The sequence below is a fragment of the Streptomyces sp. NPDC026515 genome (assembly GCF_055567595.1).
Window position 1 is genome coordinate 493,737 of record NZ_JBVHQD010000002.1, and the last position, 14,871, is coordinate 508,607.

At 70.5% G+C, this 14,871-nt stretch carries 14 protein-coding genes; 6 read left to right on the forward strand and 8 right to left on the reverse strand.

Going from position 1 to position 14,871, the window contains the following annotated elements; genetic code table 11:
- Window positions 1-23: 23 nt before the first annotated feature.
- Window positions 24-470 (forward strand): DUF2550 domain-containing protein, encoded by a 447-nt coding sequence (locus tag ACZ4O3_RS05715; RefSeq protein WP_362726396.1) that lies wholly within the window; start codon window positions 24-26, stop codon window positions 468-470.
- Between the two features lie 75 nt (window positions 471-545).
- Here the strand turns inward: ACZ4O3_RS05715 and ACZ4O3_RS05720 are convergent, their stop codons facing one another.
- Window positions 546-2,369, reverse strand: a complete 1,824-nt coding sequence (locus ACZ4O3_RS05720) for a glycoside hydrolase family 18 chitinase (RefSeq protein WP_362726399.1) — start codon at window positions 2,367-2,369, stop codon at window positions 546-548.
- A gap of 184 nt (window positions 2,370-2,553) precedes the next feature.
- Window positions 2,554-3,126 carry a cob(I)yrinic acid a,c-diamide adenosyltransferase gene (locus tag ACZ4O3_RS05725; RefSeq protein ID WP_362726401.1) on the reverse strand — a complete coding sequence of 191 codons (573 nt, stop codon included), beginning with the start codon at window positions 3,124-3,126 and terminating at the stop codon, window positions 2,554-2,556.
- A gap of 289 nt (window positions 3,127-3,415) precedes the next feature.
- On the opposite strand from ACZ4O3_RS05725, the gene ACZ4O3_RS05730 reads away from it, so the two are divergent.
- The 3 genes from ACZ4O3_RS05730 to ACZ4O3_RS05740 all read left to right on the forward strand — a co-directional run bounded on the left by ACZ4O3_RS05730 (window position 3,416) and on the right by ACZ4O3_RS05740 (window position 7,685).
- A complete protein-coding gene (locus ACZ4O3_RS05730; RefSeq protein ID WP_467721278.1) occupies window positions 3,416-4,264 on the forward strand; it encodes a 3-hydroxyacyl-CoA dehydrogenase family protein in 849 nt (282 codons plus the stop codon).
- A gap of 208 nt (window positions 4,265-4,472) precedes the next feature.
- A complete protein-coding gene (locus tag ACZ4O3_RS05735) occupies window positions 4,473-4,796 on the forward strand; it encodes an STAS domain-containing protein (RefSeq protein WP_003997851.1) in 324 nt (107 codons plus the stop codon).
- A 354-nt stretch (window positions 4,797-5,150) separates the two neighbouring features.
- Entirely contained in the window at window positions 5,151-7,685 is a 2,535-nt protein-coding gene (locus tag ACZ4O3_RS05740) for an ATP-binding protein (RefSeq protein ID WP_467721280.1), read from the forward strand.
- Window positions 7,686-7,760: 75 nt separating this feature from the next.
- Here the strand turns inward: ACZ4O3_RS05740 and nucS are convergent, their stop codons facing one another.
- Entirely contained in the window at window positions 7,761-8,432 is a 672-nt protein-coding gene (gene nucS / locus ACZ4O3_RS05745) for an endonuclease NucS (RefSeq protein WP_362725289.1), read from the reverse strand.
- 300 nt (window positions 8,433-8,732) lie between these two features.
- Between nucS and ACZ4O3_RS05750 the strand changes: the two genes are divergently transcribed.
- On the forward strand, window positions 8,733-9,125 hold the full coding sequence (locus ACZ4O3_RS05750) for an SCO5389 family protein (protein ID WP_362725286.1): 393 nt from the start codon (window positions 8,733-8,735) through the stop codon (window positions 9,123-9,125).
- Between the two features lie 106 nt (window positions 9,126-9,231).
- Here ACZ4O3_RS05750 and ACZ4O3_RS05755 read toward each other — a convergent pair whose 3' ends face one another.
- Window positions 9,232-10,260: an LLM class flavin-dependent oxidoreductase gene (locus tag ACZ4O3_RS05755; protein WP_362725283.1), complete on the reverse strand. Its 1,029-nt coding sequence runs from the start codon at window positions 10,258-10,260 to the stop codon at window positions 9,232-9,234.
- Between the two features lie 222 nt (window positions 10,261-10,482).
- Here ACZ4O3_RS05755 and ACZ4O3_RS05760 point away from each other — a divergent pair, with 222 nt between their 5' ends.
- On the forward strand, window positions 10,483-10,824 hold the full coding sequence (locus ACZ4O3_RS05760) for an ATP/GTP-binding protein (RefSeq protein WP_362725280.1): 342 nt from the start codon (window positions 10,483-10,485) through the stop codon (window positions 10,822-10,824).
- Between the two features lie 13 nt (window positions 10,825-10,837).
- Here the strand turns inward: ACZ4O3_RS05760 and ACZ4O3_RS05765 are convergent, their stop codons facing one another.
- The 4 genes from ACZ4O3_RS05765 to ACZ4O3_RS05780 all read right to left on the reverse strand — a co-directional run bounded on the left by ACZ4O3_RS05765 (window position 10,838) and on the right by ACZ4O3_RS05780 (window position 14,831).
- Window positions 10,838-11,719, reverse strand: a complete 882-nt coding sequence (locus ACZ4O3_RS05765; protein WP_362725294.1) for an ABC transporter permease — start codon at window positions 11,717-11,719, stop codon at window positions 10,838-10,840.
- Window positions 11,716-12,978, reverse strand: coding sequence for an ABC transporter ATP-binding protein (locus ACZ4O3_RS05770; protein ID WP_467721281.1), 1,263 nt, complete (start codon window positions 12,976-12,978; stop codon window positions 11,716-11,718). The genes ACZ4O3_RS05765 and ACZ4O3_RS05770 overlap by 4 nt, the downstream gene beginning before the upstream one ends.
- Before the next feature lie 120 nt (window positions 12,979-13,098).
- The gene (locus ACZ4O3_RS05775; RefSeq protein WP_362730052.1) at window positions 13,099-13,875 is read right to left on the reverse strand and encodes an ABC transporter permease; all 777 of its coding nucleotides are present in this window, start codon (window positions 13,873-13,875) and stop codon (window positions 13,099-13,101) included.
- Entirely contained in the window at window positions 13,875-14,831 is a 957-nt protein-coding gene (locus tag ACZ4O3_RS05780; RefSeq protein ID WP_467721283.1) for an ABC transporter ATP-binding protein, read from the reverse strand. The genes ACZ4O3_RS05775 and ACZ4O3_RS05780 overlap by 1 nt, the downstream gene beginning before the upstream one ends.
- Between the last annotated feature and the right edge of the window lie 40 nt (window positions 14,832-14,871).

Consider the following 14,871-nt stretch of genomic DNA (forward strand, 5'->3'; position numbering starts at 1 on the left):
AGGAGACGAGGAGGTCGGTGCCGATGGTCCTCGCTCTGACTGTGTGCGGAATCGTGGTCGCGCTCGTGGTGGTGGGACTCTTCCTGTTCGGGCTGCGGCGCAGACTGATCCAGCGCTCCGGCGGCACCTTCGACTGTTCGCTGCGGTGGGACGTGCCCGAGAAGACGGACACCAGCGGCAAGGGCTGGAGCTACGGCGTCGCCCGCTACAACGGCGACAGCGTCGAGTGGTACCGGGTCTTCTCCTACGCCTACCGCCCCCGCCGGGCCCTGGCACGCGACCGCATCGAGGTGGCCGGCCGCCGTCTCCCGGAGGGCGAGGAGGAGCTGGCCCTGCTCTCCGACGCGGTGATCCTCACCTGTGTCCATCGAGGCACCCGCCTCGAACTCGCCATGAGCGAAGACGCCCTGACCGGATTCCTCGCGTGGCTGGAAGCAGCCCCGCCAGGACAGCGGGTGAATGTGGCGTAGCCACATTCACCCGCTGGGTGGGGCTCCCCCCGGACTAGGTCCGGAGGGAGCGCCGGTGTCGCTTGAGACCCGTTGTCACAGGTTCGCGTTGATGGCGCTCACCAGTTCGCCGTCGCTCGTGTCACCGCTGAACTCCCAGAAGAACGCGCCGCCGAGTCCCTGGGTCTTGGCCCAGCTCATCTTCCCGGCGATCGTGGCGGGAGTGTCGTAGGACCACCAGTTGTTGCCGCAGTAGGCGTACGCCGTGCCCGCGACCGTGCCGGTGGCGGGGCAGGACGTCTTGAGGACCTTGTAGTCCTCGATGCCCTGCTCGTAGGTGCCCGGCGCCGGACCGGTCGCCGAGCCGCCCGGTGCCGACTGGGTGACACCGGTCCAGCCGCGGCCGTAGAAGCCGATACCGATGAGCAGCTTGCTCGCCGGGACGCCCTTCGACTTGAACTTGGCGATCGCGTCGGCCGTGGTGAAGCCGGGCGTCGGGATGCCGGTGTAGGTGGTGAGCGGGGAGTGCGGGGCGGTCGGGCCGTCCGCGTCGAAGGCGCCGAAGAAGTCGTACGACATCACGTTGTACCAGTCGACGTACTGGGCGGCGCCCGCGTAGTCGGCGGCGTCGATCTTGCCGCCGGAGGTGCCGTCCGCGGTGGTGGCCGCGGTGACCAGGTTGTTCGAGCCGAACTTGGCGCGCAGTGCGGCCATCAGGTTCTTGTAGGCCGCGGCCCCGCTGGTGTCACAGCTCAGCCCGCAGGCGTTCGGGTACTCCCAGTCGATGTCGATGCCGTCGAAGACATCGGCCCAGCGCGGGTCCTCGACCAGGTTGTAGCAGGAGTTCGCGAACGCGGTCGGGTTGGCCGCGGCCTGCGCGAACCCGCCGGACCAGGTCCAGCCGCCGAAGGACCACAGGATCTTGATGTTCGGGTACTTGGCCTTCAGCTCGCGCAGCTGGTTGAAGTTGCCGCGCAGCGGCTGGTCCCAGGTGTCGGCCACGCCGCTCACCGACTGGTCGGCGGTGAACGCCTTGTCGTAGTCGGCGTAGGAGTCGCCGATCGCGCACTGGCCGTTCGTCACGTTGCCGAACGCGTAGTTGATGTGCGTGATCTTGGCGGCGGAACCGGACGTCACCAGGTTCTTGACGTTGTAGTTCCGGCCGTAGATGCCCCACTCGGTGAAGTAGCCGAGTTTGACCTTGTCGCCGGTGGGCGGGGGAGTGGTCGTACCGCCGGTGGTGTGGACGGAGACGGCGCCGCTGACCGGGCCGGTCTGGTTCGCGGTGTCGCGGGCCTGGACCGTGTACGAGTAGTCGGTGCCGGCCGTGAGACCCGAGTCGGTGTACGACGTGGACGTCACGGTGGAGACGACCCTGCCGTCGCGCAGCACGTCGTAGTTCTTGACGCCCTTGTCGTCGGTGGCGGCGGACCAGCTCAGCTTCACCGAGGTGTCGGTGACGGAGGAGGCGGTCGGGGTGCCGGGCGCGGAGGGCGCCGCGTCACCCGGGACGGTGGTGCCGCCGTCACAGCTTGCGCCGTTGAGGAGGCAGTTGCCCGGGGAGCCGGAGCCCGCGCCGTTGAAGCCGAAGGAGACCGAGGCGCCGGGGGCGATCGAGCCGTTGTAGGACTTGTTCTTGGCGGTCCAGTGGGTGCCGGAGGACGTCACGTCCGCGTCCCAGGCGGAGGTGACCGAGGTGCCGGAGGGGTAGTCCCACTCGACGGTCCAGGAACTGATCGACGTGGTACCGGTGTTCTTGACGGTCCACTGGCCGCCGAAGCCGGTACCCCAGTCCTGGGTCTTGGTGTAGGTGGCGGTGGCGGTGGTCGCGGCCTGGGCGGGGCCCGCGAGACCGACCAGACCGGCCAGCGGGAGCAACAGGGTCGCGAACCCGGCCGCGGCTCTGTGTCTGAAGCGCATCCTGCGCCTCCTATGGGGAGTTGGGGGGCGCGACTGAGCCTTCGCACCCACAGTGCCGCGAGAATAGAAAGGTCTGGACCACCGGTCAATAGGTCTGGACCACTATCCGGAAGCGGGTGTCGTCCCCTCCAACTCCTCTATAGACTGGGCCGCTTGCCGCCCGGCCGGGTGGTTCCGCCCGGACTCAGCGCTCCCCGCCCGGTACCCACAGCACGTCCCCGACGTCCTTGTTGGCCGTGCGGGCCAGGATGAACAGCAGGTCCGACAGCCGGTTGAGGTAGGTCGCGGTCAGCGGGTTCATCACCTCCCCGTGCACCTCCAGTGCGGCCCACGTCGACCGCTCGGCCCGCCGCACGACGGTGCAGGCCTGGTGGAGCAGGGCCGCGCCGGGGGTGCCACCGGGCAGGATGAACGAACGGAGCTTGTCCAGCCGCTCGTTGAAGCGGTCGCAGTCCGCCTCCAGTTTGTCGACGTAGAACTGCTCGACCCGCAGGGGCGGGAACTCCGGGTTCTCGGCCACGGGCGTGCACAGGTCCGCGCCGACGTCGAAGAGGTCGTTCTGTACCCGGGTGAGCACCTTGACGACCTCCTCGTCCAGCCCGCCCAGCGCGATCGCCGCGCCGATCGCCGCGTTCGCCTCGTTGGCGTCCGCGTACGCCGAGATCCGCAGATCGGTCTTGGCGACCCGGCTCATGTCCCCGAGGGCGGTGCTGCCCTGGTCGCCGGTCCTGGTGTAGATGCGCGTCAGATTGACCATACGACCAGCGTAGTTACGCCCCGGCGGTCCGGAACGCGCGTGTGCCCACCGTCACGGCGGGTGTCGCGAAGGTGACGGCGGCCGGCCGGCCGTGGACGGGCGAGAACGTGCTCAACGACGCGGTATGTGGCCGGGAATGGACCGTGTCGCGGGGCACGGCTGACCGGACGTGACGGTTGTCTCACACCCTGAGACCGTGACACGCATTACTTACCGGGTTTCCCGGCCCCTCGCGAGCGCTAGGGTCCCGCCCAAGAGGCATACCTCAACAGCGTGTAAGGGGAGCGGAGTGGCACGGAAACTTGCCGTCATCGGTGCCGGCCTGATGGGTTCCGGCATCGCCCAGGTCGCCGCACAGGCCGGCTGGGACGTGGTCCTGCGGGACGTCACCGACGAGGCGCTGGAGCGTGCCGTCGGGGGCATCCAGGCCTCGTACGACAAGTTCGTGAGCAAAGGGAAGCTGGAGGCGCACGACGCCGACGGCGCCCTGGCCCGCATCACCATGACCACCGACCTGGACGCGGTCGCCGACGCCGACATCGTCGTCGAGGCCGTCTTCGAGAAGCTGGAGGTCAAGCACGAGATCTTCCGTGCGCTCGACAAGATCGTGCGTCCGGAGGCCGTGCTCGCCTCCAACACCTCCGCCATCCCGATCACGAAGATCGCGGCGGCCACCGAGCACCCCGAGCGGGTCGTGGGCGTCCACTTCTTCTCGCCGGTGCCGATGATGCAGCTCGTGGAACTGGTCAGGGGCTACAAGACCAGCGACGAAACGCTCGCCACCGCGCGGGAGTTCGCCGAGTCCACCGGCAAGACCTGCATCGTCGTCAACCGGGACGTCGCCGGGTTCGTGACCACCCGGCTGATCTCGGCGCTGGTCGTCGAGGCCACCAAGCTCTACGAGTCGGGCGTCGCCACCGCCGAGGACATCGATCTGGCCTGCAAGCTGGGCTTCGGCCACGCCATGGGCCCGCTGGCCACGGCGGACCTCACCGGCGTCGACATCCTGCTGCACGCCACGGGCAACATCTACACCGAGTCGCAGGACGAGAAGTTCGCACCGCCGGAGCTGATGCGCCGGATGGTTGACGCCGGTGACATCGGGCGCAAGAGCGGGCAGGGCTTCTATACGTACTGAAACATCAGTGCGCCATCGGCATGGCATTAGTACGGAAATATTCTGAACCGATTCCGAAAACGCACAAGGCTCGAGAGTTTCACTCTCGAGGGTGAATTCGGTATCGGTTCGCTTACAGATGGCAACCTCTGGCCGTCGAACGCAGTCAGAGGTTGCATCACCGGACATCACTTTCACGGACTAGGACACGCACTCTCGGGGAGCGCATATGCACATCAGGGGCGACCACGCCGAGCTGGTCGTCGGGGGCCGCCTCGACGTTCGCAGCGCGGCGGACGCCCGCACGGTCCTGCACTCGGCCGTCGACGACGGAGCCGGCGATCTGGTACTGGACCTGTCCGAGCTGGATTCCTGGGACGCCACCGGACTCGGGGTGATCATGGGGGCCCACCGGCGGGCCGGCCGCTGCGGCCGCCGTCTGGTGCTGCGCGGCGTACCGCCGCAGATGCAGCGCCTGCTGGTGGCCACCAGGCTGCACCGGATCCTGGCGATCGAGGGGGGTATCGGGGTGGAGTCGCTGCCACGGGTGTGACACCCGGAGAGGGGCGCCACGCTTGGACCGGGTGTGCGACGGCGACCGGGTGCGTGGCGTGAACGGGTGTGCGGCGGTGAACGGGCGGGACGCGGTGGGAACCGGGCGGCGGGGCTGACCCGGACGGACCGCGCACAAGCGCATGTCAGGCGCAATCCTCACGAGACCGTGATGTCTTGGACGGCGCGGTACCCCGGACTGTCGTAGATACTGTGCGAAGGTTTAGGGTTCGGTCGCCCGCTGCCTTGTCACCCTTCGAGCGCGGGCCCGGACCAGAAGCGACAGTGCAGTGTGCAACAGGCCGGGAGGGGCCCGAATTCACGGCACACCACGCTTTTGGGGGGCTAGGAACCTATGGACCCGATCAACCCGGGACCCGAGGCGTACGGACAGGACGAGGGAGGCGTCTCCCGGCCGAGCCTGTTCGAGACCGGGTCGGGCGCCGCGCCGCGCCAGCGCCCGCCGAGGGAATCCCTCACCAGCGACTTCGGCCAGAGCACGCCGGCGGTCGTCCGCACGGCGCGGCTGGTCTCCGGCGACTTCCTGCTGACCGTGAACCCGGTCGACGGCAGCGAGATAGAACCCTGCCCGCCGACCGAACGTCCCGCCGTACCGGAGAAGCGCACCGCCGCCGAGCGCGCCGAGTACGAGCGCGCCGCCCGGCCGCCGGTGCCGCCCGGTCCCAGCCGGCCCGAGCTGCCGCTCCTGGAGCGCCAGGACGACCGCGAACGCCTGGTACGCCTGCTCGCCCGCGGCCGCTCCGTGCGCCTCACCGGCCCCGCGGGCTCCGGCCGCACCGCCCTCCTCGACCTGGTCGCCGACGACTGCTCGGACCTCGCCCCCGACGGCGTGGTCCGCCTCAACGGCTTCCACCGCACGTCCGAGGACCTGCTCCGCGACCTCTTCTACGCCGTCTACAAGGCGCCCGCGCACCGGCCCGGCCACGACGAGCTCCTCGAACTGGCCGGAGAGATCGGCGCGGTCGTCGTCCTCGACGACATCGAGTTCGGCGGCTCCGGACTCGACGAGCTGATCGACGCCACCCCGGAGTGCGCCTTCCTGATCGCCGCCACCCCGGACGTACCGGCGCCCAGTGCCGACTCCGCCGTCGAGGAGGTGTTCCTCAGCGGCCTGGAGCGGGCCGGGGGAGTGGACATCCTGGAGCGCGCGGTCGGCCGGGTGCTCAGCGAGGAGGAGGCCAACTGGGCCGGCGACCTCTGGTTCGAGTCCGAGGGCCTGCCGCTGCGGTTCGTCCAGGCGGGCGCCCTGCTGCGCCAGCGCGACCAGCTGCGGGCCAGCACCGGCGCCGTCGACGAGTTCGGCGTCTTCGCCTCCGACCTGTCCGAGCTGCCGGCCGACGCGCACTTCGACGCCGACGCGGCCGAAGAGATCCCGCTGCCGTCCCTCGGCGAGGCCGCCGCGCCCGCCCCGCTGCTCGCCGGCCGCCTCAGCGCCTCCGCCCGCGCCACCCTGCGCTTCGCGGTCGCCCTCGGCGGCGAGATCCCGCACCAGGCCCACCTGCCCGCCCTGGTAGGCGACACCCACGCGGACGCCGCCCTCGGCGAACTGGCGGCCTGCGGACTGGTCTCCCCGGTCGGCTCCCGCTACCGGCTCGCCGCGGGCGTCCAGCAGCAGCTGGAGGCCGCCGGGTACGCCGACGACATCGAAGCCCAGGCCCTCGCCGCCGGCCGGCACTACTCCTGGTGGGCCGGGCACCCCTCGGTCACCCCCGACCGGGTGTGCGCCGAGGCCGACGCGGTCCTCGCCGCCCTGGCGGTCCTCGTCCCGGCCACCGTGCCTCCGGCCGAGGGCGAGGAGTCCACGCCGGTGCGACTGGCCCGCACGGCCGCGCCCGCGTTCGCGGCCGGACTGCGCTGGAGCGCCTGGGAACGTGTGCTCCGGGCCGGCGCGGAGGCGACCCGCCTCTCCGGCGAGGTAGGGGAACAAGCCTATTTCCATCACGAGTTGGGGATACTCGCGCTCTGCGGCGACGAGCTGGACCAGGCCCGGGCGGAGCTGGAGGCCTCCATCGGGCTGCGTGGCGCGCTCTCCGACAAGCGGGGTACGACGGCCGGCCGGCGGGCGCTGGCGCTGGTCGCCGACCGCTTGGGCGAGGTCATTCCCAGCCTCGCCGCGATGGTCGGCGACGAGATCTCCGACGCCCGCCACGAGGAGTCGATATCCCCGGCGGGCGGTGTCACGACGCCCTTCCCGGCCGTCCACTCCCCGATCTCGGACACGGTGGTCACCCGCCGGGTCCCGGAGCACACGCCGGCGGCCCGGGGCGGCGGTCTCGTGCGCATGGCCCGCCGCAACCTGGTGGCGGTGAGCGCGGGTGTCCTGCTCACCGCGGTCCTCGGCACGGTGGTGGGGCTCGGCATGACCTCCCACGACAACGCCGACGACCCGGCCGACAACGTGAGCGTCAACCCGTCGGCGGGTGCGGGCGACGGCGGCCTCGACGCCGATCCCAAGCAGTCGCCGGGAGCGGGCGACACGGGCATGACGTCCACCAAACCGACGGACCCCGGCCCCGACGGCACGCTCGGCACGTCGGACGATCCGACACCGCCGTCGGACGAGGTGACCCCGTCGGAGACGCCGACCGGAACGAAGGGCTCTTCGGGCGGCGGAGGGACGTCGAGCAAGCCGTCAGTGAAACCGACCAAGCCGTCGTCCAGCCCGCCGACGAAGCCGCCGACGACACCGCCGTCCTCGATCCCCCCGTCCGAGACGTCGTCGGCCACCCCCTCGGAGAGCGCCTCCCCGAGCGACACCCCCAGCACGACCGACTCGGCCAGCGGCCCGACCTCCGACACCCCGACCGTCGTCACGTCGAGCGCGTCGGAGGGTGTCCGCCCGGGAACATCCACCGGCACGGTCATCTGAGCAACGCCCGAGGGCCGGTCTCCCGCGTGGAGACCGGCCCTCGGCCGTGTGGGGCGGCGGCCGGCCGCCCGGCGTTCAGAACAGCCGCAGCTTGTCGTCCTCCACGCCCCGCAGCGCGTCGTAGTCCAGGACCGCGCAGCCGATGCCGCGGTCGGTGGCGAGGACGCGGGCCTGGGGCTTGATCTCCTGGGCCGCGAAGACGCCCCGCACGGGGGCGAGATGGGGGTCGCGGTTGAGCAGGTCCAGGTACCGGGTGAGCTGTTCCACGCCGTCGATCTCGCCCCGGCGCTTGATCTCGACGGCGACGGTCTGGCCGTCCGCGTCCCGGCACAGGATGTCCACCGGGCCGATCGCCGTCATGTACTCGCGGCGGATCAGGGTGTAGCCCTCGCCGAGCGTCTCGATGCGGTCGGCCAGCAGCTCCTGCAGGTGCGCTTCCACGCCGTCCTTGATCAGACCCGGGTCCACACCCAGCTCGTGCGAGGAGTCGTGCAGGACCTCCTCCATCGTGATGATGAGCTTCTCGCCCGCCTTGTTGATGACCGTCCAGACGCCCTCCTCGCCGCCCGACCCCTCCTTGAGGGTGCACGGCGGCGACATCCAGTTGAGGGGCTTGTAGGCCCGGTCGTCCGCGTGGATGGAGACACTGCCGTCCGCCTTGACCAGGATCAGACGGGGGGCCGAGGGAAGGTGGGCGGTGAGCCGGCCGGCGTAGTCGACGGAGCACCGGGCGATGACGAGACGCATGGTCGGCAACGCTACTCGACGCCCCGCCCTCCACGCGATTCGCCCAGCCACCGTCAGGCCGGCCTCCGACCGGCCGCCGCGACCGGTCCTGACGAGTCGCCTGCACACGCCTGTTCAACTCTGGCCGATTGTGTGCCTAAAGGGACCGTCGCATATACGCAATCTCCTGGTGGCGTCACCGTACGTTGCCTACCGTAGTGAACGGGAGGTCGCTGTGTGTGCACTCAGCGTGTCCGGTATCGCGAACTCCCCCTACCTGTCCGGCAACCCCTGCTGTTCGGGGGTGCGAGAGGAGAACCCATGTCGCTCGACGTCTCACCGGCCCTACTCGAACAGGCCGAGCGAGGCGAGGTCGACGAAGCAGATTTCGTCGACTGCGTCCGGACCTCCCTGCCTTACGCATGGGAGATGATCAGCTCCCTGGTGGCCCAGCTGAAGGTGGACGGCGGAGAGTTCGCCGACAACCAGACGCCCCCGCCGGACGAGCAGGCACGCGGTCAGCTGCTGCGTGCGCTCGCGAGTGACGCCATACGCGGCGCCCTGCAGCGGCACTTCGGTGTCCGGCTGGCCTTCCAGAACTGCCACCGGGTAGCGGTGTTCCCGCTGGACACCTCGGTGGACGCGACGCTGGCCCGCTTCACCTCGGTGCGCAACCAACTGCTGAACCAGTCCCCGGAGCTCCGGGACTGCTGACGCGGAGCTCCGGTGCTGCTGACGCAGTGAGCCGCTTGCTTGCCGCTCCACACGCGGGAGGTGCAATAAGTCACTGGGGCGGCAAGCTCCCCGCGCAGTTGTGAGGTCACCGGAGGTGCGGCAGTACCTCGGCACCCAGCCGTCGTACGTTCTCCTCCGTGGCCGCAAGATCTCCCGAGCCCTCGGTCAGCAGGGCGAAACGGGAGATTCCGGTCCGCTCGGAGGTCGCCGCGAGCCGGTCGGCACACAGCCGCGGGGTTCCCACCGGGTGCAGTCCGCAGAGGAGTTCGGTGTAGGCCAGCGGATCGCGCATGGAGCGGAAGCGGCCGTCCACCGTCATATGGGCCTCCAGGCCCTGCTTGAGCCAGCCCGGCATCGCCTTCGTCAGCGTTTCCACGGCGTCGGTGCGCCGGTCGGCGATCTGGCAGACGCCGGCCGAGACGTGGGCCGCGCCGAGGATCTCCTCGGCCGGTCGCCCGGCGGCCCGCGCGTGCCGGCGCCACAGCGCGACCATTTCGGCCTTCTCCTCGTCCCCGACATGCATCCCGAGCAGCATCGCCAGCCCGTGCTCGGCGGCCAGCCGGACGCTCGCCGGGGAGGTGCAGGCGACCACCACCTCCGGCCCCGGTGCCTCCGTCAGCGCCTCCGACGGGCGCGGCACGACCGGGACTTCACGGAAGGAGAAGCGGGGCCCGGAGGCCGACACGGCGGGTTCGCGCAGCCAGCGCATCAGCAGTTCGAGTGATTCCGGGAAGCCGTGTTCATACGCTTCGAGACCGGCCCCGAACACCTCCAGATCCACCCACGGCCCGCCCCGGCCCACGCCGAGCGTGAAGCGGCCGCCGCTCGTGACGTGCAGCAGTGCGGCCTGTTCGCCGAGCGCCACAGGGTGCACCGTCGGCAGTACGCTCACCGCCGTACCGACTCGCAGACGCCTGGTGCGGCCCAGCAGCAGAGCCGCCAGGGTGACCGCGGACGGACAGGTGCCGTACGGCACGAAGTGGTGTTCGGCCAGCCAGACCGCGTCCAGACCGGCCTCTTCGGCCACCTCCGCCGTGCGCACCGCCCGGTGCAGTGCCTCCCCCTGGCCCTGGCCCGGGAACTGGGCCGCCAGGACAAAACTTCCTACGTGCATCGCATTTCCTGCTTTCCTGGCTCCTACTCGGAGCTCCCCCACCGGGCATAACCGTCTGACACGTGCCGAGGACACGGCCTGGCGAAGAGATTTGCGGATTGTCTGGAGAATGGGTCGCCGTGGAGGGGGACTTGTGCCGGTTGGTGCCCTTCGCGTACCCCCGCGCGCGCGTCGTAGGCTGGAGACAGCTCCTGCTTCCTGTATAGCCCCGTGAGGTGTCCTGTGTCCCCGCGTCGCAACCGAGCCAAGGGCCCGAACGGAGCCTCCGCCTCCGCCCGGAGCGCCGAGGACGACCGCGCGGACCGCTACGGCGGCTGGCAGTCCAGCGAGAGCTGGCAGGGCGAGGAGTGGAGCGTGCGGCACGTCGCGGGTGCCAGCGCGATCGGCAAGACCTACCGCTGCCCGGGCTGCGACCAGGTGATCCCCTCCGGCGTCCCGCACGTCGTCGCCTGGCCGGAGCACTCGGGCGTCGACGAGCGCCGGCACTGGCACAAGGCCTGCTGGAACGCGAAGGACCGCCGCACCACACGGGTGCAGCGGTCCAGGAACGCGCCGAAGTTCTAGAGCGGGAGGAGACTCACACGTCCCGCTTCTCCAGCAGCAGGTACGCGCCGCCGAACGCGACGGCGGTCACGAGCAGGATGATCCACAGCGGGTCCCAGCCCGAAGGGCCGGAGTCGCTGAGGGAGTTGGAGTAGAAGACGCTCAGCTGGTTCGGGATCGAGTACTCGAACAGGGCCGTGCGCACCTTCTCCAGCGACGACGAGAACATGAACAGCGCGATCACCAGCGGGGCGAGCACCGCGCCGATCATGATGGTGATGGCGCCCGCCGAGTGCCGGATGACCGAACCGATGACCAGCGAGAGCAGCCCGAGCAGCGCGATGTAGAGGCTGACACCGACGGTGCCCTTCAGCCATTCCCCGCCGGTGGGCGTCCGCGCGACGTCGTTCAGCATCGAGACCTGCGTCATGGCCACGAACGCGCTGACCGCGAGGGTGATCACGAACGCGAGCCCGAAGAAGACGATCGCCTTGGCCGCGAGCACGCGCGCGCGGGAGGGGCAGGCGACCATCGTCGTACGGATCATTCCGGTGCCGTACTCGGAGGCCGTGGTCAGCACGCCCAGCGTGATGATGCACATGCTGCCGAGCAGCAGCCCGAAGAAGCCGAGGGACAGCGCGCTCTCGCCGGACAGGTCCTCGGTCGAGGCGGAGTTGCTGACCACCGCGCCGACGAGGAGCCCGATGCCGACGACGAGGAGCACGAAGACGCCGAGCGTCCAGATCGTCGAGCGCACCGAACGGATCTTCGTCCACTCGGAGGCGATGGCGTGGCCGAGGTGCGTGCGCACCACCGGGATCGGCGAGGTGTAACCGGGGTACGGACCGCCGGGCGCCGCCTGCCAGTCGGGCGCGGCCGGGGCTGCCTGCGGCATCGGGGGCTGGTGGGTGCTCATCGGGCGTCCTCGGGCTTGGTCAGGTCGGCGGGGCCGGCGGGGGCGGGAGCGTCGGAGGCCGGCTGTGGCACCGGGGCCGGCGCCGGGGCCGGGGTGGCGGGCGCCTGGGCAGGGGCGGCGTACGGGTTGGGGCGGGGAGCGGCCTGAGGAGCCCCGTAAGGGGCCTGTGGGGCGCCGTACGCGCCCGCGGGCGCTCCCTGTGCGCCGTACGGCCCGGCGAACGGCTGACCGCCCTGCTGGGGCGGCGGCGGGGCGTACCAGCCCGGCTGGCCCTGCCCGGGCACGGGCATCGGCGGAAGGGCACCGGGCGGCAGGGGCTGCTGGAGGCCCGCCTTCTGGTCGATCGAGGACCGGTAGTCGACGGCGCCCTGCGTCATGCGCATGTACGCCTCTTCGAGGGAGGCCTGGTGCGGTGAGAGCTCCCACAGCCGTACGTCCGCCTCGTGCGCGAGGTCGCTGATCCGCGGCAGCGGCAGGCCGGTCACCCGCAGCGCCCCGTCCTGCTCGGGCATGACGTGGCCGCCGGCCTCGGTCAGCGCCGAGCCGAGCTTCTCGCGCAGCTGCGGTTCGGTGTCCGGGGTCCGCACCCGCGCGAAGTCGGCGGAGTTGGCCGAAATGAAGTCCGTCACGCTCATGTCGGCGAGCAGCTGGCCGCGCCCGATGACGATGAGGTGGTCGGCGGTCAGCGCCATCTCGCTCATCAGGTGGGAGGAGACGAAGACCGTACGGCCCTCGGCGGCGAGCGACTTCATCAGGTTGCGCACCCAGAGGATGCCCTCCGGGTCGAGGCCGTTGACCGGCTCGTCGAAGAGCAGCACCTGGGGGTCCCCCAGCAGCGCGGCGGCGATGCCGAGGCGCTGGCCCATGCCGAGCGAGAAGCCCTTGGAGCGCTTGCCGGCCACGCCCTGCAGGCCGACCACCCCGAGCACCTCGTCGACCCGGCGGGCCGGGATGGCGGACAGCTGGGCCAGGGAGAGCAGATGGTTGCGGGCGGACCGGCCGCCGTGCACCGCCTTGGCGTCGAGCAGCGCGCCGACCTGGCGGGCGGCGTTGGGCAGCCGCCGGTAGGGGTAGCCGCCGATCGTCACGGCGCCCGCGGTCGGGTTGTCCAGACCCAGGATCATCCGCATGGTCGTCGACTTGCCCGAACCGTTGGGCCCGAGGAAGCCGGTGACGGCGCCGGGCCGTACCTGGAAGGAAAGGTTGTAGACGGCGGTCTTGTCGCCGTAGCGCTTGGTCAGGCCGACAGCCTCGATCATGCTCCGCACCCATCGAAAGGATCAGGACAGCAGGGCAGACGCCCCCGTAAGGGTTAGGAGGATATCGGGACGCTGACGGTTCCCATCAAGAGCTGGCAAAGCCGGTCCGTATCGGTCCGGTCACTGGGCATCCCGCTTCTTCAGCAGCGCGTACCCGCCGATGAGCGCGGCGGCCACCCACAGCCCCATGATCCCGAGGCCGCCCCAGGGCCCGTACGGGACGTCGTCGCCGGCCCTCGGCACCACCTGCATGATGTGGCTGCCCGCCTGGTCCGGCAGGAACCGGCCGATCTTCTTGGTCGCGTCGACGTTGCCGAGGATGTTGGAGATCAGGAAGAAGAACGGCATCAGGATGCCGAGGGAGAGCAGCGGCGAACGCAGCATCGTGGCCACCCCCATGGAGAACATCGCGATGAGCGTCATGTAGAGACCGCCCCCGATGACCGCGCGCAGCACCCCGGTGTCGCCCAGGTGGGCCCGGTGCGAGCCGAGCACGGCCTGCCCGAGGAAGAACGCGGCGAAGCTGGTCACCAGTCCGACGACCAGCGCCAGACCCGTCGCCACCGCGATCTTGCTGAAGAGGAAGGTGGCGCGCTGCGGTACCGCGGCCAGCGAGGTGCGGATCATGCCGGTGCTGTACTCGTTGGACACCACCAGCACCCCGAACACGATCATCGCGAGCTGCCCGAGGGTCAGCCCGGCGAAGCTGATGTTCGTCGGGTCGAAGGAGACCCGTTCCCGAGCGGGCATGTCGGAGAAGTGGCTGTCCGCGAGCGCGGACAGCAGCGTCCCGAGCGCCACGCTGACGACCACGGCCAGCGACAGCGTCCACACGGTCGAGGAGACCGACCGGATCTTGGTCCACTCGGACCGCACGACCTGAGTGACGACCGCCATTACGCCCCCTTGTCCCAGCCGGAGCCCCAGCCCTGCGGCACCGGGGCCGGGTCGGCGTGCGCGTGGTACTCCACGGACTCCGCCGTCAACTGCATGAACGCCTCCTCCAGCGAGGCCTGCTGGATGCTCAGCTCGTGCAGCACGATCCCGTGCTGCGCGGCCAGCTCCCCGATCGGCTCGGCCTTCGCGCCCTCGACCTCCAGCGCCCCGGTCCCCGTCTGGACGACGGTGATCCCGGCCGCGTGCAGCACGTCGAGCAGCCGCTCGCGCTGGGGGGAGCGGATCCGGACGTAGGACCGCGAGTTCGTCCGGATGAAGTCCGCCATGGAGGTGTCGGCGAGCAGCCGTCCCTGGCCGATGACGACGAGGTGCTCGGCGGTCAGCGCCATCTCGCTCATGAGGTGGGAGGAGACGAACACGGTCCGTCCCTGGCCGGCCAGTGACTTCATCAGGGTCCGGATCCAGTGGATCCCCTCCGGGTCGAGCCCGTTCACCGGCTCGTCGAACATCAGGATCCGCGGGTCCCCGAGCAGCGCCCCGGCGATCCCCAGCCGCTGCCCCATGCCCAGCGAGAACCCCTTGGCCTTCTTGCGAGCGACCGCCGTGAGTCCGACGGTGTCCAGGACCTCGGCCACCCGGGTCTTCGGGATCCCGTTGCTCTGCGCCAGGCACAGCAGGTGGTTGAAGGCGCTGCGCCCGCCGTGCACGGCCTTGGCGTCGAGCAGCGCCCCCATGTACCTCAGCGGGTCCTTGAGCTGCTCGTACCGCTTGCCGTCGATCCGCACGTGGCCGGCGGTGGGATGGTCGAGCCCGAGGATCATCCGCATGGTGGTGGACTTCCCGGCCCCGTTGGGTCCGAGGAATCCGGTCACGATGCCGGGCCGCACGGCGAAGGTGAGGCCGTCGACCGCGGTCTTGTCGCCGTAGCGCTTGGTCAGGCCCTCCAGCTCGATCATGCGGCCACGCTAAGACCGGCCTCCTGGGCCTGCCACCGGA

Bases quoted from the DNA above. Each gene is read 5' to 3' on its own strand.
- ACZ4O3_RS05715 (WP_362726396.1), top strand. From the start codon at position 24: ATGGTCCTCGCTCTGACTGTGTGCGGAATCGTGGTCGCGCTCGTGGTG.
- ACZ4O3_RS05720 (WP_362726399.1), bottom strand. From the start codon at position 2,369: ATGCGCTTCAGACACAGAGCCGCGGCCGGGTTCGCGACCCTGTTGCTC.
- ACZ4O3_RS05725 (WP_362726401.1), bottom strand. From the start codon at position 3,126: ATGGTCAATCTGACGCGCATCTACACCAGGACCGGCGACCAGGGCAGC.
- ACZ4O3_RS05735 (WP_003997851.1), top strand. From the start codon at position 4,473: ATGCACATCAGGGGCGACCACGCCGAGCTGGTCGTCGGGGGCCGCCTC.
- ACZ4O3_RS05740 (WP_467721280.1), top strand. From the start codon at position 5,151: ATGGACCCGATCAACCCGGGACCCGAGGCGTACGGACAGGACGAGGGA.
- nucS (WP_362725289.1), bottom strand. From the start codon at position 8,432: ATGCGTCTCGTCATCGCCCGGTGCTCCGTCGACTACGCCGGCCGGCTC.
- ACZ4O3_RS05750 (WP_362725286.1), top strand. From the start codon at position 8,733: ATGTCGCTCGACGTCTCACCGGCCCTACTCGAACAGGCCGAGCGAGGC.
- ACZ4O3_RS05755 (WP_362725283.1), bottom strand. From the start codon at position 10,260: ATGCACGTAGGAAGTTTTGTCCTGGCGGCCCAGTTCCCGGGCCAGGGC.
- ACZ4O3_RS05765 (WP_362725294.1), bottom strand. From the start codon at position 11,719: ATGAGCACCCACCAGCCCCCGATGCCGCAGGCAGCCCCGGCCGCGCCC.
- ACZ4O3_RS05770 (WP_467721281.1), bottom strand. From the start codon at position 12,978: ATGATCGAGGCTGTCGGCCTGACCAAGCGCTACGGCGACAAGACCGCC.
- ACZ4O3_RS05775 (WP_362730052.1), bottom strand. From the start codon at position 13,875: ATGGCGGTCGTCACTCAGGTCGTGCGGTCCGAGTGGACCAAGATCCGG.
- ACZ4O3_RS05780 (WP_467721283.1), bottom strand. From the start codon at position 14,831: ATGATCGAGCTGGAGGGCCTGACCAAGCGCTACGGCGACAAGACCGCG.